The organism is Sphingomonas echinoides (assembly GCF_029623395.1).
Taxonomy (GTDB): domain Bacteria; phylum Pseudomonadota; class Alphaproteobacteria; order Sphingomonadales; family Sphingomonadaceae; genus Sphingomonas; species Sphingomonas echinoides_A.
In genome coordinates this window covers 96,858-121,695 of sequence record NZ_JAPYKK010000003.1, presented here as the reverse complement: position 1 = coordinate 121,695, position 24,838 = coordinate 96,858, and the positions used below count along the sequence as shown (strand labels likewise).

General features: G+C 66.4%; 26 protein-coding genes. 12 read left to right on the top strand and 14 right to left on the bottom strand.

Annotated features, from left to right (window positions below; genetic code table 11):
• Positions 1 to 2: 2 nt before the first annotated feature.
• Positions 3 to 1,964: a putative bifunctional diguanylate cyclase/phosphodiesterase gene (locus QBJ92_RS03320; protein ID WP_277968264.1), complete on the bottom strand. Its 1,962-nt coding sequence runs from the start codon at positions 1,962 to 1,964 to the stop codon at positions 3 to 5.
• Positions 1,965 to 2,108: 144 nt separating this feature from the next.
• On the opposite strand from QBJ92_RS03320, the gene moaA reads away from it, so the two are divergent.
• The gene (gene moaA / locus QBJ92_RS03315; RefSeq protein WP_277968263.1) at positions 2,109 to 3,122 is read left to right on the top strand and encodes a GTP 3',8-cyclase MoaA; all 1,014 of its coding nucleotides are present in this window, start codon (positions 2,109 to 2,111) and stop codon (positions 3,120 to 3,122) included.
• Positions 3,119 to 3,898, top strand: a complete 780-nt coding sequence (locus QBJ92_RS03310) for an NAD kinase (RefSeq protein WP_277968262.1) — start codon at positions 3,119 to 3,121, stop codon at positions 3,896 to 3,898. Before moaA ends, QBJ92_RS03310 begins: the two co-directional genes overlap by 4 nt.
• Before the next feature lie 5 nt (positions 3,899 to 3,903).
• On the opposite strand, the gene QBJ92_RS03305 is transcribed toward QBJ92_RS03310, so the two are convergent.
• From QBJ92_RS03305 to QBJ92_RS03290, 4 genes are all read right to left on the bottom strand, one after another.
• On the bottom strand, positions 3,904 to 4,437 hold the full coding sequence (locus QBJ92_RS03305; RefSeq protein WP_277968261.1) for a GNAT family N-acetyltransferase: 534 nt from the start codon (positions 4,435 to 4,437) through the stop codon (positions 3,904 to 3,906).
• Positions 4,430 to 4,852 (bottom strand): nucleoside-diphosphate kinase, encoded by a 423-nt coding sequence (gene ndk, locus QBJ92_RS03300; protein ID WP_056058698.1) that lies wholly within the window; start codon positions 4,850 to 4,852, stop codon positions 4,430 to 4,432. Before ndk ends, QBJ92_RS03305 begins: the two co-directional genes overlap by 8 nt.
• Before the next feature lie 84 nt (positions 4,853 to 4,936).
• Complete coding sequence (locus QBJ92_RS03295) at positions 4,937 to 5,380, bottom strand: DNA polymerase III subunit chi (RefSeq protein WP_277968260.1); 444 nt, start codon at positions 5,378 to 5,380, stop codon at positions 4,937 to 4,939.
• Positions 5,381 to 5,498: 118 nt separating this feature from the next.
• Positions 5,499 to 6,971: a leucyl aminopeptidase gene (locus QBJ92_RS03290; protein WP_277968259.1), complete on the bottom strand. Its 1,473-nt coding sequence runs from the start codon at positions 6,969 to 6,971 to the stop codon at positions 5,499 to 5,501.
• Between the two features lie 166 nt (positions 6,972 to 7,137).
• On the opposite strand from QBJ92_RS03290, the gene QBJ92_RS03285 reads away from it, so the two are divergent.
• From QBJ92_RS03285 to rsmA, 4 genes are all read left to right on the top strand, one after another.
• On the top strand, positions 7,138 to 9,375 hold the full coding sequence (locus QBJ92_RS03285) for an LPS-assembly protein LptD (protein WP_277968258.1): 2,238 nt from the start codon (positions 7,138 to 7,140) through the stop codon (positions 9,373 to 9,375).
• A 101-nt stretch (positions 9,376 to 9,476) separates the two neighbouring features.
• A complete protein-coding gene (locus tag QBJ92_RS03280) occupies positions 9,477 to 10,898 on the top strand; it encodes a peptidylprolyl isomerase (RefSeq protein WP_347342778.1) in 1,422 nt (473 codons plus the stop codon).
• A gap of 40 nt (positions 10,899 to 10,938) precedes the next feature.
• Entirely contained in the window at positions 10,939 to 11,910 is a 972-nt protein-coding gene (pdxA, locus tag QBJ92_RS03275) for a 4-hydroxythreonine-4-phosphate dehydrogenase PdxA (protein WP_431358361.1), read from the top strand.
• On the top strand, positions 11,907 to 12,749 hold the full coding sequence (rsmA, locus tag QBJ92_RS03270; protein ID WP_277968256.1) for a 16S rRNA (adenine(1518)-N(6)/adenine(1519)-N(6))-dimethyltransferase RsmA: 843 nt from the start codon (positions 11,907 to 11,909) through the stop codon (positions 12,747 to 12,749). The genes pdxA and rsmA overlap by 4 nt, the downstream gene beginning before the upstream one ends.
• 48 nt (positions 12,750 to 12,797) lie before the next feature.
• On the opposite strand, the gene QBJ92_RS03265 is transcribed toward rsmA, so the two are convergent.
• The 9 genes from QBJ92_RS03265 to QBJ92_RS03225 form a co-directional block, all read right to left on the bottom strand.
• Positions 12,798 to 13,319, bottom strand: a complete 522-nt coding sequence (locus QBJ92_RS03265) for a tetratricopeptide repeat protein (protein WP_277968320.1) — start codon at positions 13,317 to 13,319, stop codon at positions 12,798 to 12,800.
• Positions 13,320 to 13,353: 34 nt separating this feature from the next.
• Entirely contained in the window at positions 13,354 to 14,526 is a 1,173-nt protein-coding gene (locus QBJ92_RS03260) for an RsmB/NOP family class I SAM-dependent RNA methyltransferase (protein WP_277968255.1), read from the bottom strand.
• A 140-nt stretch (positions 14,527 to 14,666) separates the two neighbouring features.
• A complete protein-coding gene (locus QBJ92_RS03255; protein WP_277968254.1) occupies positions 14,667 to 14,846 on the bottom strand; it encodes a DUF1289 domain-containing protein in 180 nt (59 codons plus the stop codon).
• Entirely contained in the window at positions 14,843 to 15,808 is a 966-nt protein-coding gene (gene dmeF, locus QBJ92_RS03250) for a CDF family Co(II)/Ni(II) efflux transporter DmeF (RefSeq protein ID WP_277968253.1), read from the bottom strand. The genes QBJ92_RS03255 and dmeF overlap by 4 nt, the downstream gene beginning before the upstream one ends.
• An 8-nt stretch (positions 15,809 to 15,816) precedes the next feature.
• On the bottom strand, positions 15,817 to 16,092 hold the full coding sequence (locus tag QBJ92_RS03245; RefSeq protein WP_277968252.1) for a metal/formaldehyde-sensitive transcriptional repressor: 276 nt from the start codon (positions 16,090 to 16,092) through the stop codon (positions 15,817 to 15,819).
• A 181-nt stretch (positions 16,093 to 16,273) separates the two neighbouring features.
• Positions 16,274 to 17,731, bottom strand: a complete 1,458-nt coding sequence (gene guaB, locus QBJ92_RS03240) for an IMP dehydrogenase (RefSeq protein WP_277968251.1) — start codon at positions 17,729 to 17,731, stop codon at positions 16,274 to 16,276.
• A gap of 95 nt (positions 17,732 to 17,826) precedes the next feature.
• Positions 17,827 to 18,141, bottom strand: a complete 315-nt coding sequence (locus tag QBJ92_RS03235; RefSeq protein ID WP_277968250.1) for a hypothetical protein — start codon at positions 18,139 to 18,141, stop codon at positions 17,827 to 17,829.
• A gap of 42 nt (positions 18,142 to 18,183) precedes the next feature.
• The gene (locus QBJ92_RS03230) at positions 18,184 to 18,642 is read right to left on the bottom strand and encodes a hypothetical protein (protein ID WP_277968249.1); all 459 of its coding nucleotides are present in this window, start codon (positions 18,640 to 18,642) and stop codon (positions 18,184 to 18,186) included.
• A 41-nt stretch (positions 18,643 to 18,683) separates the two neighbouring features.
• Positions 18,684 to 20,291: a phosphoenolpyruvate carboxykinase gene (locus tag QBJ92_RS03225; protein ID WP_277968248.1), complete on the bottom strand. Its 1,608-nt coding sequence runs from the start codon at positions 20,289 to 20,291 to the stop codon at positions 18,684 to 18,686.
• Positions 20,292 to 20,493: 202 nt separating this feature from the next.
• On the opposite strand from QBJ92_RS03225, the gene QBJ92_RS03220 reads away from it, so the two are divergent.
• From QBJ92_RS03220 to QBJ92_RS03195, 6 genes are read left to right on the top strand one after another with little or no spacing between them, the layout of a single operon-like run.
• The gene (locus tag QBJ92_RS03220) at positions 20,494 to 21,201 is read left to right on the top strand and encodes a response regulator transcription factor (protein WP_277968247.1); all 708 of its coding nucleotides are present in this window, start codon (positions 20,494 to 20,496) and stop codon (positions 21,199 to 21,201) included.
• Positions 21,170 to 22,765 carry a sensor histidine kinase gene (locus QBJ92_RS03215; protein ID WP_277968246.1) on the top strand — a complete coding sequence of 532 codons (1,596 nt, stop codon included), beginning with the start codon at positions 21,170 to 21,172 and terminating at the stop codon, positions 22,763 to 22,765. The genes QBJ92_RS03220 and QBJ92_RS03215 overlap by 32 nt, the downstream gene beginning before the upstream one ends.
• A complete protein-coding gene (locus QBJ92_RS03210) occupies positions 22,762 to 23,184 on the top strand; it encodes an HPr kinase/phosphorylase (protein WP_277968245.1) in 423 nt (140 codons plus the stop codon). Before QBJ92_RS03215 ends, QBJ92_RS03210 begins: the two co-directional genes overlap by 4 nt.
• Positions 23,181 to 24,122 (top strand): RNase adapter RapZ, encoded by a 942-nt coding sequence (gene rapZ / locus QBJ92_RS03205; protein ID WP_277968244.1) that lies wholly within the window; start codon positions 23,181 to 23,183, stop codon positions 24,120 to 24,122. The genes QBJ92_RS03210 and rapZ overlap by 4 nt, the downstream gene beginning before the upstream one ends.
• A gap of 30 nt (positions 24,123 to 24,152) precedes the next feature.
• The gene (locus QBJ92_RS03200) at positions 24,153 to 24,560 is read left to right on the top strand and encodes a PTS sugar transporter subunit IIA (RefSeq protein WP_277968243.1); all 408 of its coding nucleotides are present in this window, start codon (positions 24,153 to 24,155) and stop codon (positions 24,558 to 24,560) included.
• Positions 24,560 to 24,832 carry an HPr family phosphocarrier protein gene (locus QBJ92_RS03195; RefSeq protein ID WP_277968242.1) on the top strand — a complete coding sequence of 91 codons (273 nt, stop codon included), beginning with the start codon at positions 24,560 to 24,562 and terminating at the stop codon, positions 24,830 to 24,832. The genes QBJ92_RS03200 and QBJ92_RS03195 overlap by 1 nt, the downstream gene beginning before the upstream one ends.
• The last annotated feature ends 6 nt before the right edge of the window (positions 24,833 to 24,838 follow it).

Genomic DNA, 24,838 nt, shown 5'->3' with positions numbered 1-24,838 from the left:
CGTTACGACCGGTCGAGCAGGGCGATCAGCGCGGGTTCGGTCAGCGGCTCGGCGCAGAGGAAGCCCTGGTAGATTTGGCAGCCTTCGGTCGCCAGCCCGTCGAGTTGCTCCTGTGTCTCGACGCCCTCCGCGATGACGGTCAGCCCCAGCGAGCGCGCCATGTCGATCACGCCGCGCACGACGATCCGGTCGCGCGGCGAGCCGGTGATGTCCTGCGCCAGCTTCTTGTCGATCTTGAGATAATCGAGCGGAAGCGCCTTGAGATACGCGAGGCTGGAATAGCCCGTCCCGAAATCGTCGATCGCGGTCCGGCACCCTGCCCCGCGCAGCAGCGACAGCAACGCCGACGCGATGCCGAGATCCTCGATCAGCCCGCTTTCGGTAATTTCGAGCGTGAGGCATTTGCGGGAGAACCCGCTGGCATCGACCCGTGCCAGGAACAGGTCGGCGAATCCGGGCCGTGCGATATCGGCGGCGGTGAGATTGAGCGACAGGCGTACGTCGGCAAGCAACGCTGGCCACTTCGCCGCCTTGGCGAGCGCGAGCTGCTGGATATGATCCGACAGTCCGATTTCGAGGTCGGCGCGCTGCGCGGCGGCAAACAGCGTTTCCGCCCCGATCGTGCCGAACGTCGCATGCTGCCAACGCGCAAGTGCTTCCACGCCGACGATCTTTCCGGTCGCGATCGAGACCTGCGGCTGGAACAGGATGCCGATGTCACCGTGTTCGATCGCATGGTGCAGCTCGACCGCCAGTCGTCCGATCGTCGCCCCGCCATTCTCCGCGTCGGCGACGCGCAACGTGGCGCTGTCTGATTCGCGCGCCTCAGCCAACGCTTCGCTGGCGCGCCGCAGCAGCCGGGCGGCATCGTCCTCCGGCCCCGCCTCCGCCAGCCCGATCCGGCATCCGAGCAGGGCAATCGTATCGCCACTGACGAACGGCCGAGTCAGCGCCCCGACGATTCGCTCCGCGACCAGGTCCACGCGCGATCGCGGCGCTTGCGTCGCAACCATGAAGGTCGAACCACCCATCCGCGCGACCAGCGCATCCCGCCCGAGCATCTCGACGACCGCGTCGTTGATCCGGGTTTGCGCGGATCGCAACAGCGCGTCCCCCGCCACGCGCCCGTAAGCGGTGTTGACGGTTTCGAACCGATTGAGCGCGATGAGCAGGAGGTGGAGCGGCGGGCCGGCCGCCTCCCCAAGATGACGGGTGATCCAGCGGCGCGCACTTCCGGCGTCGCGCGCGCCGGAAAGCGCCTCGCGGACTTCGGCGGCGGGTTCGGGCGTCGTGCCGAGCGGCTCGACCACCGTGTCGATCTGGCCAGCGGCGGCATCGAACTGGAGGTGCTGGACGATCCGACCGACCCCCGCAATGTCATGCGCAAATGCCGTCGCGGATCGTTGCGGCGACATCCGCCGGAATGCCGACGTCGCCGCCAGCCGGTCGTTTCGATCCAAAAGGCGCAGCATCTCCCGAACCGTCAGCGTCTCTGCGCAATCGAGCAATGCGGCAAGTCCTGGCGTGAGGACGAGCGAACGATCAGCGAGCGTGTACCGCCACCCGAGCGGCGTAAACACCGCGCCGGTGTGCCATTCGCGAGCGATTCGCTCGGCATGCCGCGCGGCGAATCGCAAAGCCTGGAGGAATTCGGCATCGCTGAAGGGGCTTGCGAGGAAATGCGTTGCCCCGGCGCCATAAAGCGCGGTGATCGAGGCATTTTCGCCGCGCGAAACGAGCGTCAGCAGGGCGCCGCCATTGGCTTCGACCGCGCTGCCCAGCGCTGCCGTGGCCGAAATTCCCTCTGCGGTTGCTCCCCGCGCATCGACGACCGCAACCGCGGCGCCGCTCGACAGGAACCTCCGTTCGGCGCCCCCCGCGCGGCGCGCCGCGACGACGTGCCATCCGCCGGTTGCGGCAATCGAAGCGAGTTCGTCGCGTTGGCGGAACGACAAAACGAACAAAGGAGCGGACGGCGGGGCGATGGCGGACGTCTTTCTTCGATCGGCGGGAGCAGATGTGCCCGAGCGGGGTTTAGAAGATTACAACATGATGGCCTAGGGTGCGTGACGGACTTGTTCCGCATGATCCCAAGGCTTAGCTCAAGGATGATGGCGATACTTTCCCCCTCTCTCAACCGCCCGCTGCAGGATCGCCACGGGCGGACGATCAGCTATCTGCGGATTTCGGTGACCGATCGGTGCGATTTGCGCTGTCGCTATTGCATGTCCGAAAAAATGACGTTCCTTCCGCGCAGTGCGTTGCTGAGCCTGGAAGAGATCGCGATCATCGCGGAACGCTTTATCGCGCGCGGCGTGAACAAGATCAGGCTTAGCGGCGGCGAGCCGCTCGTGCGGCGCGACGTGGGCGAACTGGTCCGGCGTCTTGGCCGGCACGTCGGCACCGGGCTCGACGAGCTGACGATGACGACCAACGGCAATGCGCTGGTCGAGCATAGCGCAGCGATGGTCGCGGCGGGAATGCGGCGGATCAACGTCAGCCTCGACAGCTTGGACGCGGAGACGTTCCGCTACATCACGCGCCACGGCGACGTGGCCCGGGTAACGGCCGGCATCCTTGCGGCGCGCGATGCCGGGCTGTCCGTAAAGATCAACATGGTCGCCTTGAAGGGGCTGAACGAGGACCATATCGCTCCGATGCTCGACTGGTGCATTGCCGAAGGGCTGGATCTGACGTTGATCGAAACGATGCCGCTGGGCCAGATCGACGAAGATCGCGCTGACCGCTTCGTTCCGCTCACCGCGGTTCTCGACGATCTGTCGGGCAAGTTCCCGCTGGTCCGGGATTCGCATCGCAGCGGCGGCCCCGCCCGCTACTGGCGAGTCGACGGGACGACCACCAAGCTTGGCCTGATCTCCCCGCTGACTGGGAATTTCTGCGATACGTGCAACCGCGTGCGCTTGACGACTGAGGGTGTACTCTACACGTGTCTAGGGCATGACGATAAGGTCGATCTCAAGGCGGTGTTGCGCGAACAGGGCGTCGATGGGCTCGATGCTGCGCTGGATGGCGCAATGCTGACCAAGCCCGCGCGCCACGACTTTGACATCGATGCCGCCGCCCCTGCGGTCGCACGGCACATGAGCGTCACGGGCGGATGAACCAGCCGTTGCGACGGGCGCTGGTCGCGTCGCCTACCCCCCCGGCGCAAGCGGCTTTCCAGACGCTGACCGAAAGTCACGACTGGGTCCCGCCCGAGGAGGCCGACATGATCGTCGCGCTCGGTGGCGACGGGTTTATGTTGCAGACGCTGCATGCGATGCTCGAGCGGCGCAAACCGGTGGTGCCGGTGTTCGGGATGAACCTCGGCACGATCGGGTTCCTGATGAACGAATGGCGCTCGCATGGTCTTGAGGGGCGTCTGGAACGCACCAAGGCGTTCAAGGTCGTCCCGCTTGCGATGACCGCGACGACGATCAGCGGCGAAGTCCATGCGCTGCCGGCGATCAACGAGGTGTCGCTGCTGCGCGAAACGCGCCAGACCGCCAAGCTGGAAGTAACGGTCAACGACCGGGTCGTGCTGCCCGAACTGGCCTGCGACGGGATCCTGGTCGCGACTCCGGCGGGGTCGACCGCTTATAACCTATCGGCACAGGGGCCGATCCTGCCGCTCGGGTCGAACATGCTGGCGCTGACGCCGATCAGTCCGTTCCGCCCACGGCGCTGGCGCGGGGCGATCCTGCCGGACAAGGCGCGAATCCGGTTGCGTGTGCTCGAGCCCGGCAAGCGTCCGGTCAGCGCGGTGGCGGACCAACGCGAGATTCGAGACGTGGCTTTGGTCGAGATCGTGATCGACCGAAACCGGGAGCTGACGTTGCTGTTCGACCCGGAACATGCGCTCGATGACCGGATCACGATGGAGCAGTTCGCGGCCTGAGCCGATCAGACGACCGTCCGCGCGTAGACGAGATCGTCGTGAACGACGGTGCCGACTCGGAACTGGCGCGTTCCGACGACCGTGAAGCCCTGGCGCTCGTAAAAGCGGTGCGCGCGGTGGTTTTCGCCCCATACGCCGAGCAGGATCCGGCGGCAGGACAGACGGGCGGAGTCGTCCAGCACATGCTGCATCAGGGCGGGGCCAAGCCCCGACCCACGCATCCGCGACAAGGTGTAGATCCGGCGCAGCTCGATGTCGCCGGGTTCGGGTGTGACCGGCAAGTCGACCGTGCTGGTCAGCACGGCGTACCCGACGGGCGCAAACCCGGGGATGATTTCGGCGATCGTTACCGCATCGCTGCGGTCGGCGATCCAGCCCGCGAATTTCTCGGGCCGGTTATTGGCGGCGCAGTGCGCGACCATGTCGCTGCCGTCGAGCGACCCCGCGTAGGTATCCAGAAACGTCGCCGACGCGACGAGCGACAGGGCATCGGCATCCGCCGCCCCTGCCGCCCGCACGCGCCAGTTGGAATCAGCCAACGATTTCTTCGGGCTTGAAGAAATAGGCGATCTCGATCTCGGCATTCTCGTCGCTGTCCGACCCGTGGACCGAATTGGCTTCGATCGACTCGGCGAGCTCCTTGCGGATCGTGCCGGCATCGGCGTTCGCCGGGTTGGTTGCGCCCATGATGTCGCGGTTGCGCTGCATCGCGTTCTCGCCTTCGAGAACCTGAACGACGACCGGGCCGGAAATCATGAACGAAACCAGCTCACCGAAGAACGGGCGTTCCTTGTGAACGGCGTAGAAGCCCTCGGCCTGCTCGCGGGTCATCTGGATGCGCTTGGAGGCGACGACACGCAGGCCGGCTTCCTCGAGCATCTTGGTGACGGCACCCGTCAGGTTGCGACGCGTGGCGTCGGGCTTGATGATCGAAAACGTGCGGTTCGCGGCCATGACCGTGAAGCTCCTGTGTGATGAAGGATGGAAGTGCGCGACCCCTAGTCGGCGCGCCGGAGCGATGCAAGCCGCAGCGCCGGTTCAGGCGGCCTGCTCCCAGCGGCCCTCGTCATTCTGTTTCCAGTACCGGCGATCGACCCCGTCGCGGTCGCCCAGCGCGCGCCACGCCGCGCGCGCCTCGACGATCCGCTCGTCGTCGAAGAAATGGAACGCGCGGTCGAATTTCAGCGCGTCTTCCCGCCACACGCCGTCAGCGAGCGCGATGTTGCGCGCGGCGTTGATGGCATCGGTGGCGGACGAAATCAGGACCGGTTGGGCAGCATCGGTGTCGTCCCCCGCAACCTGCGCGTGCGGAAGGAAGCTTTCGGGCGCATACGTCCAGAGCAACCGGTCAAGCCCAGCCCGCTGGTCGCCGCTTTCCGCCACGACGAGTAACCGCCCGCCGCCGCCGACCACTCGCTCCGCAATGCGCGGGAGCACGCGGTCGAGCGGTTGTAGCGTCAGGTGGTAGAAATCGACCTGCATTGCTTTCCTTCGCCGTGTTCCTGCGAAGGCAGGAACCCAAGGTCATGCAAGATAACGCCTGCGGCTTATCGGACTCCTGGACTCCTGCTTTCGCAGGAGAACAGAAGCCGCTGGCACATCAGCCTTCGAAGTTTTCCGCCACGAACCGGTCGAGCAGGCGCACGCCATAGCCGGTCGCGCCCTTTTCGTGGTTCGGACCGGCCTTGTCCGACCAGACCATCCCGGCGATGTCGAGATGCGCCCACTTCACGCCATTCTCGATATAGCGCAGCAGGAACTGCGCCGCGGTGATCGATCCGGCGCCGCGCGGGCCGACGTTCTTCATGTCGGCGATCGGCGAGTCGATCAGCTTGTTGTACGCATCGCTCATCGGGAAGCGCCACAGCAGGTCGCCCGAGGCCTTGCCCGCCGCGAGCAACTGGTCGGCCAGAGCATCGTCGTTCGCGAAGCAGCCACCATGTTCGTGGCCGAGGCTGACGATCATCGCGCCGGTCAGCGTCGCCAGATCGACGATCGTCTTGGGGCGATGCGTCCGCTGGACCCAGGTCAGCGCGTCGCACAGCACGAGACGCCCCTCGGCGTCGGTGTTGAGCACTTCGATCGTCTGGCCGGACATCGAGGTCAGCACGTCGCCCGGGCGGATCGCGTTACCATCGGGCATGTTCTCGACCAGGCCGCACACGCCGATGACGTTGGCCTTGGCTTTGCGCCCGGCGATCGCCTTCATCGCGCCGACGACCGCGCCTGCGCCGCCCATGTCCCACTTCATGTCTTCCATGCCCGCGCCGGGCTTGAGCGAGATGCCGCCGGTGTCGAACGTCACGCCCTTGCCGACCAGCGCCAGATCGGGATCGCCAGCACCCTTACCGCTCCACTTGAGCGCGAGCAGCTGCGCGTTCTTGACCGAGCCCTGGCTCACGCCAAGCAGCGCGCCCATGCCGAGCGCGTGCATTTCGTCCTCGCCGAGGACGGTGACTTCGAGACCGAGCCCCTCGACCTCGGCCAGCACCTTGGCGACGAAGCTCTCGGGGTAAATGACGTTCGGCGGTTCCGCGACGAGCGTGCGGGTCAGTTCGAGACCCTCGGTCAGCGCCTTCTGCGGTGCCCAGGCGGCATCGGTACCGTCGGGCGCGTTGTGGAGCACGATGCTGGTCAACGTCGGCTTCGACTTTTCGGGCAGCTTGGTGCGATAGATGTCATGCCGCCAGCTGCGCTGCGCGGCTGCGCCGGCGAACCGTGCGGCGGCCTTGCCGGTTGCGCCCGCACCGGCGAAATCGACGCTCACCTGAGTGACTCCCGACGTGAGCAGGCGTCCGGTCAGGGCACCGCCGGCCTTTTCAAAGTCCATCTCGCCGCCGGCACCGGCGCCGATCAACAGCACGCGCTGCGCGCTGCCGTCCCGATCGACGAACGTCTCGACGATCGCGCCGGTCTCGCCGTCGAAGCGACTCGCCTTGGCCGCGGCCTTGAGCAGATCGATCGCGCTCTGCCCGACAAAGCCGCTGGCGAGCCGCGACAGCCCGTCCTTTTCGACGATGAGGGCAAGCGTCGCATCGGCTGCGGGGGCTGCACTGGAAAACTCGATATGCATGGAAACAAGCCTCGATCGGTCGGTCACGGTGAGTCGTCAGTCTCTAGGCCAGTGCGCCGTCGCTGGCAAAGCGCGCTTTGCGCGATTGCAGCGGCTCCGCGTCGATGCGATAGGGCATGATCGACCAACGGCCGCCGGCCCCATCGCATTTGGATGTTCTACCGCCGTGAAGCGTGCTGTTTTCCTCGCCACTTGCGTCGCGCCTGCCGCGCTGATCGCCCTTCCCGCCGTCGCGCAGGATCTGCAGACCCGTACCGTCGCCCCGCCGCCCCCGGCCGCGACGACGAGCGTCAGCGACGATCAGGTCCAGTTCAACGCCGCCACGTTGCAATATGACATCAACGACGAGATCGTCACCGCGACCGGCGACGTCCGCATGTACCGCGCGGGGGATCGCCTGCGCGCGGACAAGGTCGTGTGGAACCGCAAGACCGGCAAGGTCATGGCGACCGGCAACATCGCGATCGTCAATCCCGGCGGCGACACCGCTTATGGCGATTCGATCGAACTGACCGATGCGCTGAAGGACGGCATGGTCGACAACATGCTGCTGGTCCTCGAAAAAGGCGGAAGGCTGGCGGCGCGCAAGGGCACGCGTGCGCTCGACGAGACCGTCACGCTGGAGGACGCGGCCTATACCCCCTGCGCCGTTACCGACGCTTCGAACTGCCCGAAGGAACCGTCGTGGAAGATCACCGCGGTCCGCGTGATCTATCGGCCCGAGCGCAGCCGGATCTATTACAAGGGCGCGCGGATCGATCTGTTCGGCTTGCCGTCGATCCCGCTGCCCGCTTTCTCCAACCCGATTGGTGGCGGGAACGACAGCGGTCTGCTGAGCCCGGATTTCCGCTACGGACGCGTGAACGGGCTTGAATTCGCGCAACCCTACCACATCGCGCTGTCGCCCAACCGCGGCCTGACCATCACGCCGCGGATCTTCAGCCGCGTGTTGCCGATGCTCCAGGCGGACTATCAGGCGCTCAACACGCTCGGTGCGTACCGGATTTCGGGCTATGTCACCGAAAGCCCGCGCAGCAACAATTTGCTGCTACCGACCCCGCCCAACACGCCCAACTCGTTCCGCGGCTATCTGGACGCTTCGGGGCGGTTCCAGCTCGACCCCAATTGGAGCGTGTCCGGCTCGCTCCGGCTTGCCAGCGACCGAACCTTCCTGCGCCGCTACGACATCTCGCGCGACGATCGGTTGCGCACGACGATCAATCTCGAGCGGATCGACGAGAACAGCTATTTCTCGCTCGCGGGATGGTATGTGCAGACGCTGCGGGCGGCCGACCCACAGGGCACCCAGCCGTTCGCACTGCCCGCGATCGACTATCGCCGCCGCATGCCCAACAGCCTGCTGGGCGGCACGTTCGAATTCCAGGTCAACAGCCTCGCCATAAGCCGCACCGATGGGCAGGACACCCAACGCGCCTTCGCCAGCGCCCGCTGGGATTTGCGCAAGGTTACCCCCTGGGGGCAGGAAGTAACCTTTACCGCATTCGGACGCGGCGACGTGTACAACACCAACGACGCGATCTCGACCTCGGTGGCGAGCTATCGCGGCGTGGACGGGTTCCACGGGCGCCTGATCGGGGCGTTCGCGGTCGACATCAAATATCCGCTGATCGGCACGTTTTTGAGCGGTACGCAGCGGCTGATTCCGCGTTTCCAGGTGGTGACCTCGCCGCAGACCGGGTCGCTCGAGATCCCGAACGAGGATGCCCGCTCGGTCGATCTCGAAGATTCGAACCTGTTCGCGCTCAATCGCTTCCCCGGATACGATCGTTTCGAGGCCTCGACCCGCCTCACCTACGGTGCCGACTGGCAGGTGGACCTGCCCGGGCTGTCGTTCAGCACCAACATCGGGCAGAGCTACCGCCTCAACAGCGAAACGCCGTTCTTTCCGGACGGCACCGGTCTGTCGCGCCGCCTGTCCGATGTCGTCGGACGGACCGAGTTGCGCTTCCGCGACTTCGTGTCGGTGATCCATCGCTATCGGCTCGACAAGGACGGGTTCGCGGTACGCCGCAACGAGCTCGACGCCACCGTCGGTTCGCGCAGCACCTATTTCCTGGTCGGCTATCTCCGGCTCAACCGCAACATCGACCCGACGTTGGAAGATCTGCGTGACCGCGAGGAAATCCGCCTCGGCGGGCGTATCCAGTTCGCGCGGTTCTGGTCGGCGTTCGGCTCGACCGTGGTCGACCTGACCAATCGCAGCGAGGACTCGTTGTCGCTGGCGGACGGATTCGACCCGGTTCGCCACCGCCTGGGTGTCCAATATGAAGACGATTGCCTTCGGCTCGGCGTCACGTGGCGGCGCGATTACCAGAACACCGGCGACGCGCGCAGCGGCAACAGCTATCTGTTGACGCTGGCGTTCAAGAATTTGGGGCGCTAACGCTAATAGGCGTACGACCTGTGGCCGCTAAGCCACGGTTCAGCCACATGGCCGCATTAGGGGCATGGCCAGGGTTCGGCCATGCGGAATGGGATTGAGATTTGGTGACGACGACTACAGGCAAGACGGCGCGCACGGTGCGCCGTTTCGGGTTCGGTACGATGCTCGCGGCTTCTCTCGCCATGGCGGGGGGATCGATCGCGCAGACCGCTCCCGACGCCGCGCCACAGGATGGTGCCCCGCCGCAGGCATCGGTCGATCGTACCGGCAATCTCAATTTGCCGAGCAATCCAGAGATTTTCGGCAAGGTGGATCCCAACGTCCGCAAGCCGACCGCGATCGTCAACGGAACGGTGATCACCGGGACCGACGTCGACCAGCGCCTCGCCTTTCTGCTCGCCGCGCGCGACATGAAGCTGTCCGAACAGGAAATGGCGCAATACCGCCTGCTCGTGATCCGGCAGCTGATCGACGAGACGCTCCAGATCCAGGAAGCCAAGACCGCGGACGTCAAAATCTCACTCGAGGAAGTCAACAAGAGCTACGATTCGATCGTCCGCAGCAACTTCGGCAAGTCTGCCGCGGACATGCGCACCTATCTGCGCAGCGTCGGCTCGTCGGAGCGTTCGTTCAAGCGGCAGGTCGAGGCAGAGCTGTCGTGGAATCGCTACCTGCGCCGCAAGGTCGACATCAGCGTCGGCGACGAGGAAGTCCAGGCAATCATCGACAAGCTGAAGAAACAGCAGGGCACGACCGAATATCACGTGCGAGAGATCTATCTGTCCGCAGGCGGTGACCGCGCGCAGGAAGTGTTCGCGCAGGAACAGCAGATCATGGCGTCGATCCAGAAGCGCGAGAAAGGCGACGACAGCTTCGGCTATTACGCTGGCGCGATGTCGGAGGCGTCGACGCGCTCGACCGGCGGCGATCTCGGGTGGCTCAACGAGAACCAGCTGGCACAGCTTCCGCCGTCGCTGGTCGAGGCGATCAAGACGATGCAGCCCGAGCATCTGGCCGGGCCGATCGAAGTCCCCGGCGGCTTCTCGATCATCTATCTGGTCGACACGCGCAAGGTCGGCGTCGCGGACCCGCTCGATTCGCGCCTGACGCTCAAGCAGCTCAGCGTGCGCTTCCCCGAAGGGATCTCGCAGGCGCAGGCTGATGCGCGAGTCACAGAATTCGCGAAACTGTCCAAGACGATCCGGGGTTGCGGCGAAGTGGCCAAGGTCGCCTCGGCGCTCGGTGCCGAAGTCGTCGACAATGATTCGGTCCGGATCCGCGATCTTCCGCCGGCATTGCGCGACATCATGGCAAAGCTGAGCGTCGGCGAGTCCACCCCGCCGTTCGGTTCGGCCAAGGACGGCATCCGGTCGCTCGTGCTGTGCGGTCGCGACGAAGCGTCGGGCAGCACGGTCCCCGGCGTGGAGCAGGTGCGCGGCCAGATGGAGAACGCACGTACCAATTTGCGCGCCAACCAGTTGCTGCGCGATCTCCGCCGTGATGCGATCATCGAATATCGTTGAGACGGTCGCCTCGACGCAGCTCGCGCCGCTTGTCGTCTCGATGGGCGACCCGGCCGGGATTGGTCCGGAAATCCTGGCGAAGGCCTGGATGAAGCGACGCGATGCCGGTTTGCCGGCGTTCTTCGCGACGGGCGACGTGCGCGCGATCGCGGCGGTATGGGATGGCCCGGTCGAGGCGATCCTCCACCCGGACGCTGCGCGCGGCGTGTTCGACCATGCCCTGCCCGTGCTGACGGTGGAGGATGGCGGCGAGATCGTTCCCGGCCATCCCGACGTCGCGGGTGCGCGCTGTGCGTTGCGCGCGTTGGAGCTTGCGGCGGGCCTCGTCCGGTCGGGCGCCGCGCGCGCGCTGGTGACCGCGCCGGTCTCCAAGGCGCAGCTCTACCACATCGGGTTCAATTACCCGGGCCAGACCGAATTCGTCGCGGAACGCTGTGGCATTGCGGGTGAGAATGCGGTGATGATGCTGGCCGGTCCTGACCTGCGCGTCGTGCCGATGACGACGCACGTCGCGCTCGCGGATGTCGGCGGCTTGCTGTCGGTCGAGCTGCTGGTGTCCAAGGGCCGCGCGACTGCGCGTGGGCTGACTCGCAACTTCGGTATCGCAGCGCCGCGCATCGCGTTCGCGGGGCTCAATCCGCATGCGGGCGAAAGCGGCGCGATCGGGCGCGAGGAAATCGACATCATCGCCCCGGCGGTCGCCCAATTGTGCGCCGAGGGCATCGCTGCGACCGGACCGTTCGCCGCCGACACGCTGTTCCACCCGCGCGCTCGGCTGAACTATGATGCGGTGATGTGCTGCTACCACGACCAGGCGCTGATCCCGATCAAGACGCTGTATTTCGACGAAGGCGTCAACATCACGCTGGGTTTGCCGATCGTGCGGACCTCGCCCGATCACGGGACCGCGTTCGATATCGCGGGCAAGAACATTGCCGAACCGGGCGCGATGATCGCGGCGATCCGGCTGGCGGGCGACGCTGCCGATCGTCGCGCCGCGATCGGCGCGTGAGTTCGCCCGAGGGGGCACCCGCGCGCCCCGATCTGCCGCCATTGCGCGACGTCATCGCCCGCCACGGGCTCGCCGCCAGCAAGGCGTTGGGACAGAATTTCCTGCTCGATGCGCAACTGCTCGCGCGGATCGCGCGCATTCCGGGGGATTTGCAGGGCGCGGACGTGTTGGAGATCGGACCTGGTCCGGGTGGCCTGACCCGCGCGCTGCTCGCCGCAGGGGCGCGGGTAACCGCGATCGAGCGTGACCGGCGCTGTATCCCGGCGCTGGCCGAACTGAGCGAAGCCTTTCCGGGTCAGTTGCGGGTGATCGAAGGCGATGCGCTCGAGATCGACGCGGTGCCCTTGTTTGAGGGCAAACCGCACATCGCCTCCAACCTTCCCTATAATATCGGCACCGCCCTGCTGGTGCGGTGGCTGTCGGCAGACTGGGCACCGTGGTGGCAAAGCCTGACGCTGATGTTCCAGCGCGAAGTCGCCGACCGGATCGTCGCCAGGACCGATGACGACGCTTACGGGCGGCTAGCAGTGCTGGCGCAGTGGCGGAGCAAGGCGACGCTGGCGATGCCGGTCCACCGCTCGGCCTTTACGCCGCCGCCCAAGGTGATGTCTGCGGTGGTGCATATCGTGCCCGAAGCCGCACCCGACGCCGTTCGCTTCGCGACGCTCGAACGGCTGACCGGCGCCGCGTTCGGGCAGCGCCGCAAGATGCTGCGGCAGAGTCTCAAGGGCGTGCCCGGCGCGCTCGATGCCTTGGAGGCGGTGGGCATCGATTCGACCCGCCGCGCGGAAACGATCAGCGTCGCCGAGTTCGTCGCGGTCGCGCGCGCGCTGGATTAGGCGCGCGTCCCTGGCCGGAAGGTCAGGCCGTAAACTAGACGACCCGCCTCAGTCCTTGGCGGTCGGCGTCCCCGCGGGTGGCGGCACGACGGTCGCCGCAGCCGCCGTCACGATCGGGGGCCCCTTGGCGATCGATGCAGTCAGCGCCGCGATCTCCGGGCAGGCGCGCTTGGCGCAGACCGTCCGGATCTTGGCAAGATTCTCGCGCGCCCGTTGCACCGCCCCGCGCGCGACGAGCGCTTCGCCCTGCCCGCGCAATGCAGCGATGTCGTTCGGATCGAGCGATAGCGCCTCGCGGTACAGTCGGATCGCCTTGCCGGGCAATGCCCTCGATTGCGCGACCTGTCCGAGCGCGACGAAGGCATCGCGATTGCGCGGATCGACCGTGACCGCGCTTTCAAGCATGTCGGTCGCCCCATCGAGATTCCCCGCGCTCTGCAACGCCCGCCCCTTGGCGAGCAGCGCGAGCGAGCGCGCGTCGATCGCATCTTCGGCGCGCTGGCCCTGAACGGCGGTTCCGATCGTCAGCAGCGTCATCGCGGCGGCGATCGCAACGGGGGTGTAGCGCATGAGATACTCCAGCTTCGTCACGCGCACAGCGGTATCACCCACGCGTCAATCGTGCGACAAAAAACCCGTCGGTCGCATCGTGCGTAGGCGTCAGCCGGACTCCCGGTCCGTGCGAGCGACCAGCGGGCAAGGACAGCCGCTCGGCATGCCAGCCCGCGTGATCCGCGAGAAACGCCGAGACCTGTGCGGCCCCTTCCTCGTCGAGCAGCGAGCAGACGATGTAGACCAGCGCCCCGCCCGGCCGTACCAGCGCCGCGCCGATCGACAGGACATGCTGCTGCGTCGCGACCAGACGATCGAGCCGCTCGGGGCTCAGCCGCCAGCGTGCCTCGGGATTGCGGCGCCACGTGCCGGTGCCCGAGCACGGCGCGTCGATCAGCACGCAATCCGCGCTGCCGCCCCAGTCGGCCAGCATCTCCGCTTCGCGTCCCGGGTTGAGCAACCGCGTTTCGACGTTCGTGACGCCCGCACGCTCGGCACGCGGGGTTAGCCGCGACAGCCGGTTGCGATCGGTATCCGTCGCAAGGATCGTCCCCTCCCCGCCCATCGCCGCGGCGAGCGCGAGCGTCTTGCCGCCCGCGCCCGCGCAGAGATCGACGATCCGCTGGCCCGGCTTGGCCTGTGCGGCGAGCGTGACGAACTGGCTGCCCGCGTCCTGGACTTCGAGCGCGCCCTCGGGGACGCCTTCGATCCGGTCGACATCGGTGCCGGTCGGCAGCCGCAACCCGTCCGGCAGGCCAGCGATCGGTTCGGCGCCGTCGATCGCGAGGTCGGCCGCCTTGTCCCGGTTGACGCGCACGTCGAGCGGCGCGCGGTCGATCAACGCGGGGAATTCGCTATCGTCGAGCGCGGACCCGCGGAGGCGTTCCAGCAACCAGTTGGGCGCAACCCCGGGCCACGCCTTGCTTTCGCTGACGCCGATCGCGGCAGGGCCATGGCCGACGCCATCGAAGGTCGAGGCGAGATCCGGGTCCTCGGCGGCGAGCGCGAGCATTGCCGCCCGGCCAGAGCGCGGGCGTTCGCCTAACGTGCGGATCGCGGCGTAGACCAGCTCGCGGACGGCGCGACGGTCCTTGCTCCCGGCATAGCGCCGGTTGGCGAAGTAGCGGGCAACCAGCGTATCCGCCGCGGCGCCGGAATCGCGCGCGGCGACGATGATCTCGTCGAGCAGCTCGATCGCGGCCTGGGTTCTTGCGGCGGGGGTCATTGGCGGTCTTTCCGGGGTATTGGCGGGTCTGAGGGTTGCCCCTAGATCAGTTTCGCGACTTCGGGAAACGATGGTGCGGGTCAGGACAGCTGCTCGTGGTCGCTCAGCACCCATTTGTCGACCGTCAGCGGGCGCCGCCGCTACTCGGGTTTGGCGGCAGCCAGCTTCGACAGCCGCCGCGGCAGGTCGGCGGCAATTTTCCTCTGCTGATGCGGCTGTGCCTTCTTCCAGCTGCGGCACTCCGGCTTGGTCCGCCCGCAGGCCCGGCACCAACCGGTTCGTCCGTCGAAGGCGCAGATTTCGACGCACGGGGACTTCATCGAATTTCCACCGTCAGATGGGCGAGTTCGTGGACCGGACGCAGACGTTGGCGGATCATCTGCTGGTCGATCCCGGGCCCCGCTGCCACGCTGACGATACCGGCATGGGCTTCGGGTCCGATCCGCCAGACGTGCAGGTCCAGGATGTCGGCGCCATCCGCATCGCCCAGAAGGTCGCGGACTTCGTCGGCCACAGGGTCGTCGGTCGCGTCCAGCAGGACGGCGGCCGTGTCGCGCATCAGCGTCCACGACCAGCGTGCGATGACGATCGCCCCGACGATCCCCATCACGGGATCCAGCCAGATCCAGCCGAGGTAGCGGCCGGCCAGAAGCGCGGCGATCGCGAGCACCGACGTCAGCGCATCGGCGAGGACGTGGACATAGGCGGAGCGGAGATTGTTGTCCTGGCTCTTCACAGCCGGTCCGTGGTCATGCCCATGCTGGTCGCCATGCGCGTGCCTATGGCCGTGACCATGATGATCGTGGCCATGACCGTGCGCATGGCTGCCGGAGAGCAGGAACGCACTCACGATGTTGACCCCCAGCCCGACCACCGCGATCCACGTCGCCTCGACGAACGCGACGTGGATCGGCCGATACAGGCGCAACAGCGACTCGACGCCGATCCCGAAGGCGACCAGCCCGAGCACGAGCGCAGAGGCGAAACCGGCGAGGTCCCCGACCTTGCCCGTGCCGAAGCTGAAGCGACGATCCGTGGCGTTGCGTTTCGCGTACGCATAGGCGGCTGCCGCGACGCTGAGCGCTCCGGCGTGCGTCGCCATGTGGAACCCGTCCGCCAGCAGCGCCATCGATCCCGTAATATAGCCGGCGATGATCTCCCCGACCATCATCACGGCGGTGAGCGCGACGACCCAGCGGGTGCGCCGGGCGTTCTCATCGTGCGATGCGCCGAGAAAGACGTGGTCGTGCGGGACGGCATCGACTGCGGAGTGGGTCGCCATGGAACGTCCTATTTCACGTACCGACGGATCACCGTCACCAGCTCTTCGGCACCTTTCGAGCGCGCCACATCCGACAGGCCTGGTTTGGCGACATGCTCGTGCAGATGGTCGACGACGATCTCGTCGAGCAGCCCGTTGACCGCACCGCGCACCGCCGCGACGAGGTGAAGGACGTCAGCGCACTCGGCATCGCGCTCCAGGCTTCGCTCGACCGCCGCCACCTGTCCGGCGATCCGCTTCACGCGGGCGAGCAAGTCGCCCTTCTTTTCGCTGAGATGTCCCATAGGGATACCCCCTACCCTATGTCCCGGAACGAGACCAGAGCGCAACGAAGGCATGGCAGGAAGCAGTCACTCTGCTTCCTGCCATGCCTTGGCTTGGCTTGTGGTGACGGATCAAATGCGGCGGAGGGGGGTGCCGGAAAATGGCCCGGTCTTCCCCCGATCTGCAGCTATCCCCGAGCGTTTACCGCGTCGGGTAGTTGGGGGCCTCACGCGTGATGTCGACGTCGTGGACGTGGCTTTCCTTGAGGCCAGCGCCCGTGATCTGGACGAAGCGCGCACGCTCCTGCAGCGCGGCGATGCTGGAGGATCCGGTATAGCCCATCGCCGCGCGAATGCCCCCGACGAGCTGGTGGATCACGTCGCGCGCCGGACCCTTGAATGCGACCTGGCCTTCGATCCCTTCGGGAACGAGCTTCATCTGGTCCTTGATATCACCCTGGAAATAGCGATCCGCCGAGCCGCGCCCCATCGCGCCGACCGAGCCCATGCCGCGATACGACTTGTAGGCGCGGCCCTGGAACAGGAACGTATCGCCCGGGGCTTCCTCGGTGCCCGCGAGCAGCGAGCCGATCATGCACGCCGATGCGCCCGCCGCGAGCGCCTTCGCGAGATCGCCGGAGGTGCGCAGGCCACCGTCCGCAATCACCGGCACGCCCAGCTTCTGGCCGACTTCGGCGCAATCCATGACGGCGGTCAGCTGCGGCACACCGACGCCTGCGACGACGCGCGTGGTGCAGATCGAGCCCGGGCCGATCCCGACCTTGATCCCGTCCGCGCCCGCATCGATCAGCGCGCGCGTGGCCTCGGCGGTCGCGACGTTGCCCGCGATCACCTGGACCGAATTGCTGAGCTTCTTGACCCGCTCGACCGCGCGCGCGACGTCGCGGTTATGGCCGTGCGCGGTGTCGATGACGACGAGATCGAGTTCGGCATCGACCAGCGCGGCTGTACGATCGAACCCCTTGTCGCCGACCGTCGTCGCCGCCGCGACGCGGAGCCGCCCGGCGGCGTCCTTGGTCGCGTTCGGGTAGGTGACGGCCTTTTCGATATCCTTGACGGTGATCAGGCCGATGCAGCGATACGCCTCGTCCACCACCAGCAGTTTCTCGATCCGGCGCTGGTGGAGCAGGCGACGCGCTTCCTCCTGCGTGACGCCAGGGGAGACGGTCGCGAGATTCTCGTGCGTCATCAGCTCGGAGACCGGCTGGCGCGGGTTCTCGGCGAAGCGGACGTCGCGGTTGGTGAGGATGCCGACGAGCACACCATCCGCGCGGACGACCGGAATGCCGCTGATCCGGTGATGCTTCATCAACGCCTGCGCATCGGCGAGCGTCGCGTGCGGCTCGATCGTGATCGGGTTGACGACCATGCCGCTTTCGAACCGCTTGACCGCGCGCACCGCGGCAACCTGCTCGTCGACTTCCATGTTGCGGTGGAGCACGCCGATCCCGCCCAATTGCGCCATGACGATCGCCATGTCGGCTTCGGTCACGGTGTCCATCGCGGACGACAGGATCGGGATGTCGAGCGAGATGCCGCGCGTCACGCGCGTCGCGGTGTTGGTCTGGCTCGGGACGATGTCCGATTCAGCGGGCACCAAGAGGACATCGTCGAAAGTGAGTCCGAGGCGAATGTCCATGGGTGCCGGTCCTGCGCGGGAAGAAATAAGCGAGTCGTGGCGGTCCATGTAACCGCCGACCCTGCAAAGCGCCAGACCGTAGCCCGCATTCCGCCTCACCGCTTGGCGAAGAACCCCGAAGCGAGTGTGCCGAGCTGGCCGAGCACGCCGCCCTGCGCGCCGAGCATCGCCGCGACCTTGGCGAGCGTTTCCTCGCCACCGATCATTTGGAGGAGCCGTTGCAGCGTCTCTGGCGAAAGCCCGGTGTTTGCCGCCGCGGTGCCGACCGTATCCCCGGGCGCGGCGTGCGCCTGCCCCAGCGCCTGCAACGCGGCCTCGACCTGTCGCGGGGTCAGCCCGACCTTGGCAGCGAGCGTCGTCACGTCGACATTCTGCAGCACCTGTCCCAGCACGCCGTCGAGCATTCCCATCGATCCACCCTCTTACGCTGCTTAACTCCGACCGCGCGCCTATCACGCACCCGGCAACGGCGCGAGATCGGGTGCGACGAAATCGCGTCGTGCAGCCACCGAGAACAATTGATCGCGGGAGTAGAAACGAAGCGGCCAATCGCGCCGCCCTTCCGCGCGCAGCAGCAGCGTATTGACGGTTACCACCAGCGACGCCTCGGGGGCCGCATGCGCAAGATAGGACCGAATCCCTGAGACGAAGCTCTGCGTGATCGTGGCGTGATAGCCGCTGGTGTCGTCATTCACCCCGCCGACCGACTCGTTGTAGCGGCAGATGATGGTCGCGATCTCCGCATCGACGTTTACGTCGGGCCGATCGCGCAGCAGCCAGCACGTCGCGGCGATATGCGCTTCGTGCGTCCAGTCGTCCTTAGGCAGCGTGCAGGCCAACACCCCCTCCCCGACGCGCCGGATCGCGGCGTCATCGGGGAACGGTCTTGGCACTGGGTCGGCAATCGGCATCGGAACCTCCGCAAGAGGCCCGGTGCCGGTTCCCGGGCGGATCAGGCCGGCGCGTGGACCTTCGGCGCGGATTGGCGCACGCCTTCGTCGACATGCTCTGCGAACTGCGCGAAGTTTTCAACGAACAGATCGACCAGCTTCGCCGCGGTGGCGTCATAAGCGTCCTTGTCGGCCCAGGTCGCACGCGGATCGAGGATCGCGCTGTCGACCCCCGGCACTGCAACGGGCACCTTGAACCCGAAGTTCGGATCAGTGCGGAACTCCGCATCGTTCAAGGAACCGTCGAGCGCGGCGTTGAGCAGCGCGCGCGTCGCCTTGATCGGCATGCGGCTGCCGACGCCGTACTTGCCGCCGGTCCAGCCGGTGTTGACCAGCCAGCAGTCGACCCCGCCCTTGGCGATCCGCTCCTTGAGCAGATTGCCGTAGACCGACGGGTGCCGCGCCATGAACGGCGCGCCGAAGCAGGTCGAGAAGGTCGCATCGGGCTCGGTGACGCCGATCTCGGTCCCCGCGACGCGTGCGGTGTAGCCCGAGAGGAAGTGATACATCGCCTGTTCGGGCGTCAGCTTCGCGATCGGCGGGAGGATGCCATAGGCGTCCGCGGTCAACATCACGATGTTGCGCGGCACCGGACCCATGTTGTTTTCGGACGCATTGGGGATGAAGTCGATCGGATAGGCGCCCCGGCTGTTCTCGGCGAGACTCGCGTCGTCGAGGTCGAGTTGGCGCGTCACCGGGTCCATCACGACGTTCTCGAGGATCGTCCCGAAGCGCTTGGTCGTCGCGAAAATCTCGGGCTCGGCGTCCGCGGAGAGGCGGATCATCTTGGCGTAGCAGCCACCCTCGAAATTGAAGACCGCGGTGTCGGACCAGCCATGCTCGTCGTCGCCGATCAACGTGCGGCTCGCGTCTGCGCTCAAAGTGGTCTTGCCCGTGCCCGACAGGCCGAAGAACACCGCTGTGTCGCCGTCCGGCCCCATGTTGGCCGAGCAATGCATCGGCATCACCCCGGTCGGGGGAAGGAGATAGTTGAGCAGGCTGAACACCGACTTCTTCATCTCGCCGGCATAGCGCGTGCCGCCGATCAGGATCAGTTTCTCGGTGAAGTTGACCGCGATCACCGTCTCGCTGCGGCAGCCGTGCCGCTCGGGCGAGGCGCGGAAGCTCGGCAAGTCGATGATCGTGTAATCGGGCACGAAATCGCGGAGTTCGGACTCCGCCGGGCGGACCAGCATCGTGCGGATGAAGCTGTTGTGCCACGCGAGTTCGTTGACGACGCGGACCTTGACGCGGTGCTCGGGCTGCGAGCCGCCGAACAGATCCTGGACGAACAGATCCTCCTTGTGGCGCAAGGCCGCGAGGAAGTCGGTCTTGAGCGCGGCGAAATGCTCCGGACTCATCGCTTTGTTGCTCTTGCCCCACCACACGGTGGACTCGGTCTCGGCGTCGCGCACGATGAACTTGTCCTGCGCGGATCGGCCGGTATGCGCGCCGGTCTCGACGACCAACGGACCGTCGGCGGACAATTTGCCCTCGCCGCGAGAGATCGCGGCTTGGATCAGGCGGGCGGTTACGAGGTTCCAATGGAGGCTGGCGCGGGTCTCGATGCCCTGCGTGTCCAGCCCGGAAACCGGGATGCGGTCGCTCACGATATCACTCTCCTACCGTGCCGACCATCGAGGGTCGGCATCGTTATGCTTCGATCCTTGGCGCATATCGCTGAGGACAGGCAGGGTCAAACAAGCGATTGGCGGTGCGATCACAAGGTGGGACAGTGTCCGTTCAGCTTGCATTGAGGCGCGGGCCGTAATGGATTAGGTCCGCCCTTTAACGACACGAGGCCCTTCGCCGATGACGGCAACGATCGCGCTGGTCGACGACGACCGCAATATCCTGACGTCGGTGTCGATCACCCTGCAGGCCGAAGGCTTCGTGACCCGGCTGTATTCGGATGGAGAAACCGCGCTCAAGGCGTTGATCGACAATCCGCCCGACATCGCGATCCTCGACATCAAGATGCCGCGGATGGACGGGCTCGAACTGCTGCGCCGCCTGCGCGAGAAAAGCATGGTCCCGGTCATCTTCCTGACCTCGAAGGACGATGAGCTGGACGAGGCGCTCGGACTGGCGATGGGCGCGGACGATTACATCTCCAAGCCCTTCTCGCAGCGCCTGCTGATCGCGCGGATCCGCGCGATCCTGCGGCGCGCGGAAGGATCGCAAGGCGGATCGGGCAGCGAGGAACCCACCGCCGAAACCAGCCTGATCCGCGGACGGCTGGCGATGGATACCGCGCGCCACCGCGTGTCCTGGGCGGGTGCGCCGGTCACGCTGACCGTCACCGAATTCCTGATCCTCGAAACGCTGGCGCAGCGCCCCGGCATCGTGAAGACCCGCAACCAGTTGATGGACGCGGCGTATCACGACGACATCTATGTCGACGACCGCACGATCGACAGCCACATCAAGCGCGTCCGCCGCAAGTTCCGGCAAGTCGACCCGACCTTCGACGCGATCGAAACTCTCTATGGAGCGGGCTATCGATTCTCCGAGGAATGACGAGCCCGCGCGCGACGAGGATGCTCGCGCGCTGTCGCTCCGCTGGTCCGCGCGGGTGTCGCTCACGCCGCGGATCCTGTTCGTTAACGTCTTCGCGCTGGCGATGCTGGCGGGCGGGTTCTTCTACCTCGATTCGTACCGTAGCCGGATCGTCGACGAACGCGTGCGGCAGTCGATCCGCGAAGCGCGGCTCGTCGCCGAGTCGATCGTCTCGGTCCCCGAGCAGCAACGCCCCGAACTGGCGCTCAGGCTTGCGCGCGCGACGGGCGTGCGGTTGCGGATCTACGACGGACGCGACCTGCCGATCATCGATACCCGCAAGCTCGGGCTTCGCAATTTCGTGCTGCAGGACCCGGACAAGCAGGACTGGAGCCAGGCCTCCGCGCGTGTCCTCGACGCGATCATCGACACCGTCGTCGGCACGCCGCGCGCGCCGCTGTATCGCGAACATCTCTCGGGGCTCAACTGGCCGGACGTGCGGACCGTCCGCGCAACCCCGACCGTCTCCGCGACGGTGTGGCGCGCCCCCGACCGTACCCCGGTAATCACCGCCGCCGCGCAACTCGCGCACGGGGGGGTCGTGATGACGACCAACAACGTCCGCGACATCACACAGACCGTTCGAGTCGAGCGGTTCCGGCTCGGGATCGTGCTGATGATCGTCTCGATCGTCTCGATCCTGCTGTCGCTGTTCCTCGCGCGCACGATCGTCCGGCCGTTGCGCAGGCTCGCCTATGCCGCGGTGCGCGTACGGATGGGGCGCGCGCGCGAAGTCGTCGTCCCCCGCCTGCCCTATCGCCGTGACGAGATCGGGATGCTCGCGCGCGCGCTGTCGGACATGAGCCTTGCGCTGCGCGCGCGGATCGACGCGATCGAGGCGTTCGCGGCGGACGTGACGCATGAGATGAAGAACCCGCTCGCATCGCTGCGCTCGGCGGTCGAGGGGCTGACGCTGGTCAAGGATGCCGAGCTCCAGGAGCGGCTGCTCGCAATCGTCCGCGACGATGTCCATCGGCTCGACCGACTCATCACCGACATCGCCGAAGCGTCGCGGCTGGATGCGCAGCTTAGCCGCGCGAAGTTCGAGGAAGTCGATCTGGGCGCGATGATCGCCGCGCTGATCGCGGGTCGCGAGGAACGTGGGATCGAGCGGGGGATCGGTCTTCGGCTACACCTGCATGACGACGGCGGTGCGGGGTTCGTGGTACTGGGCGAAGGCGGGCGGCTGGAACGTGTGATCGACAATCTGATCGACAATGCCGTGTCCTTCTCACCCGAAGCCGGACGGATCGACATCACTTTGTCCCGCACGCCGGAGGAGGTCGTCATCGCAGTCGAGGATGAGGGCCCCGGCGTTCCTGCGGACGCGCGCGAGAAAGTGTTCCAGCGGTTCCAGTCGCTGCGCCCGGCGGACGAGGCGTTCGGCAAGCATTCCGGCCTCGGCCTCGCCATCGCACGCACGATCGTCGATGCGCACCAGGGACGGATCACCGCCGAGGCCCGCCATACCGGGGTCTCCGGTGCGCGGTTCATGGTGTGTTTGCCCGTCGGGGAACCGCGGTGAGCCCTGCACCGATCCACGCCACCACGGTCGCGATCGATGGTGTAGCGGTGCTGTTGCTCGGGCCGTCCGGTTCGGGGAAATCGGATCTCGCGCTCCGGCTCATCGACCGCGGTGCGGTGCTGGTCGCGGACGATTACACCGTCGTAACTGTCCACGACGGCGCGCTCCGCGCAACCGCGCCGGATACGATCCGCGGGAAGATCGAGGTTCGCGGGGTCGGGATCATGCTCATCGATACGATTGATGACGTTCCGATAAGGCTCGCGGTGCGGCTGGACCAGCCGGTCGAACGCCTGCCGCTCGAAACGCAGGCAACGTATCACGGGGTCGCGATTCCGCAGGTTGCGATCGCACCTTTCGAGGCGTCTGCGCCGATCAAGGTGGAAATGGCGGTCCGCCACGCTACAGAGGCGTCATGACGCTAGACCCCAAGGAAATCCTGCTCGTCACCGGCCTGTCCGGCGCGGGCAAGTCGACCGTGCTCCGCACGCTCGAGGATCTCGGCTGGGAGGTCGTCGACAATTTCCCTCTAGCGCTGCTAGACCGCCTTCTCAGTTCGCCCTTGCCCCAGGGCGCGGAGCAATCGAGCCAGCCGCTCGCGATCGGCATCGGCGTGCGGACGCGCGATTTCGACTCGGACGGGATCGTCGACCGGATCAAGCATCTCCGCGAAACCTATGGCCATGACGTCGGCACCTTGTTCCTCGATTGCGCAGGCGGCGAACTCGAGCGGCGGTATTCGGAAACCCGCCGCCGCCATCCGCTTGCGGTCGACCGCCCCGCCGCCGACGGAATCGCGCGTGAACGCGACTTGCTCGCGCCATTGCGGCGCTGGGCGAACCGCCTGATCGACACGACCGACATGACCGGCAACCAGCTTGCGGAACAGGTCCGCGATACCTTCTCGCGGGAGCACCAGGCCGGCCCAACCTTGACGGTGACGTCGTTCGGTTTCGCGCGCGGCGTTCCGCGCGGGGCCGACCTAATGTTCGACATGCGGTTCCTCCGCAATCCGCACTGGGTGCCCGAATTGCGTCCCGGTACGGGACTCGACGCCGACGTCTCCGCCTATGTCGCGCAGGACCCGGCGTACGAAGCCGCGGTCAGCCGGATCGAAGACCTGCTCCTGCTCTTGCTCCCGCGCTACCGCGCCGAAGGCAAGTCGTATCTGACGATCGCCTTCGGCTGTACCGGAGGGAGACACCGCTCGGTCCACGTCACCGAACGCGTTGCGGCGCGGTTGCGCGACGCTGGATTTTCGCCCACGGTTACACACCGCGATCTCGCCGCCGCCCCCCAGGACTCGCTCGAAGGGGTGCCCGATGATCGCCAGCAAGACGGAACGGCGGAAGCGTGAAATGGTCGGTTGCATGATTGGGGCGGTACGATGATCGGGCTGGTTCTCGTGACGCATGGCCGGTTGGCCGACGAATTCGTGACAGCGATGGAGCATGTCGTCGGCAAGCAGGAGCGCGTGGCGACGGTCTGCATCGGCCCCGAAGACGACATGGAAGAACGCCGCAACGACATCGCCACCGCGATCGGCCAGGTCGACGCCGGACGTGGCGTCATTCTGTTGACCGACCTGTTCGGCGGGACTCCATCCAACCTTGCAATCTCTCTGCTCGAACGCGGGCGGATCGAAGTGATCGCGGGGATCAACCTGCCGATGCTGATCCGGCTCGAATCGGCGCGCAAGACGATGAAGGTCGTCGATGCGGTCGCCGCCGCGCGCGAGGCTGGGCGCAAATACATCTCGGTCGCATCCGAGGTTCTGGGCGAGGCCGCCGCCTGATGTCGGTCAGTCGCAGCGTTCTCATCACCAACCGCCGTGGCCTCCACGCGCGCGCCAGTGCCAAGTTCGTCACCCTCGCGGCAACCCAGCCGTGCGAACTCCACGTTGAAAAAGAAGGTGCCGGATCGGTGACGGGCACGTCGATCATGGGGTTGATGATGCTGGGTGCCGCAATGGGCGACACGATCGTCATTTCCGCCGAGGGTGACCATGCCGAGTCCGCCGTCAGTGCGCTATGCGAGCTGGTCGAGGCCAAGTTCGGCGAGGATTGATTGCCG

Bases quoted from the DNA above. Each gene is read 5' to 3' on its own strand.
- moaA (WP_277968263.1), top strand. From the start codon at position 2,109: ATGATGGCGATACTTTCCCCCTCTCTCAACCGCCCGCTGCAGGATCGC.
- QBJ92_RS03310 (WP_277968262.1), top strand. From the start codon at position 3,119: ATGAACCAGCCGTTGCGACGGGCGCTGGTCGCGTCGCCTACCCCCCCG.
- ndk (WP_056058698.1), bottom strand. From the start codon at position 4,852: ATGGCCGCGAACCGCACGTTTTCGATCATCAAGCCCGACGCCACGCGT.
- QBJ92_RS03295 (WP_277968260.1), bottom strand. From the start codon at position 5,380: ATGCAGGTCGATTTCTACCACCTGACGCTACAACCGCTCGACCGCGTG.
- QBJ92_RS03290 (WP_277968259.1), bottom strand. From the start codon at position 6,971: ATGCATATCGAGTTTTCCAGTGCAGCCCCCGCAGCCGATGCGACGCTT.
- pdxA (WP_431358361.1), top strand. From the start codon at position 10,939: ATGGGCGACCCGGCCGGGATTGGTCCGGAAATCCTGGCGAAGGCCTGG.
- QBJ92_RS03265 (WP_277968320.1), bottom strand. From the start codon at position 13,319: ATGCGCTACACCCCCGTTGCGATCGCCGCCGCGATGACGCTGCTGACG.
- QBJ92_RS03260 (WP_277968255.1), bottom strand. From the start codon at position 14,526: ATGACCCCCGCCGCAAGAACCCAGGCCGCGATCGAGCTGCTCGACGAG.
- QBJ92_RS03255 (WP_277968254.1), bottom strand. From the start codon at position 14,846: ATGAAGTCCCCGTGCGTCGAAATCTGCGCCTTCGACGGACGAACCGGT.
- dmeF (WP_277968253.1), bottom strand. From the start codon at position 15,808: ATGGCGACCCACTCCGCAGTCGATGCCGTCCCGCACGACCACGTCTTT.
- QBJ92_RS03245 (WP_277968252.1), bottom strand. From the start codon at position 16,092: ATGGGACATCTCAGCGAAAAGAAGGGCGACTTGCTCGCCCGCGTGAAG.
- guaB (WP_277968251.1), bottom strand. From the start codon at position 17,731: ATGGACATTCGCCTCGGACTCACTTTCGACGATGTCCTCTTGGTGCCC.
- QBJ92_RS03235 (WP_277968250.1), bottom strand. From the start codon at position 18,141: ATGGGAATGCTCGACGGCGTGCTGGGACAGGTGCTGCAGAATGTCGAC.
- QBJ92_RS03230 (WP_277968249.1), bottom strand. From the start codon at position 18,642: ATGCCGATTGCCGACCCAGTGCCAAGACCGTTCCCCGATGACGCCGCG.
- QBJ92_RS03220 (WP_277968247.1), top strand. From the start codon at position 20,494: ATGACGGCAACGATCGCGCTGGTCGACGACGACCGCAATATCCTGACG.
- QBJ92_RS03215 (WP_277968246.1), top strand. From the start codon at position 21,170: ATGGAGCGGGCTATCGATTCTCCGAGGAATGACGAGCCCGCGCGCGAC.
- rapZ (WP_277968244.1), top strand. From the start codon at position 23,181: ATGACGCTAGACCCCAAGGAAATCCTGCTCGTCACCGGCCTGTCCGGC.
- QBJ92_RS03200 (WP_277968243.1), top strand. From the start codon at position 24,153: ATGATCGGGCTGGTTCTCGTGACGCATGGCCGGTTGGCCGACGAATTC.
- QBJ92_RS03195 (WP_277968242.1), top strand. From the start codon at position 24,560: ATGTCGGTCAGTCGCAGCGTTCTCATCACCAACCGCCGTGGCCTCCAC.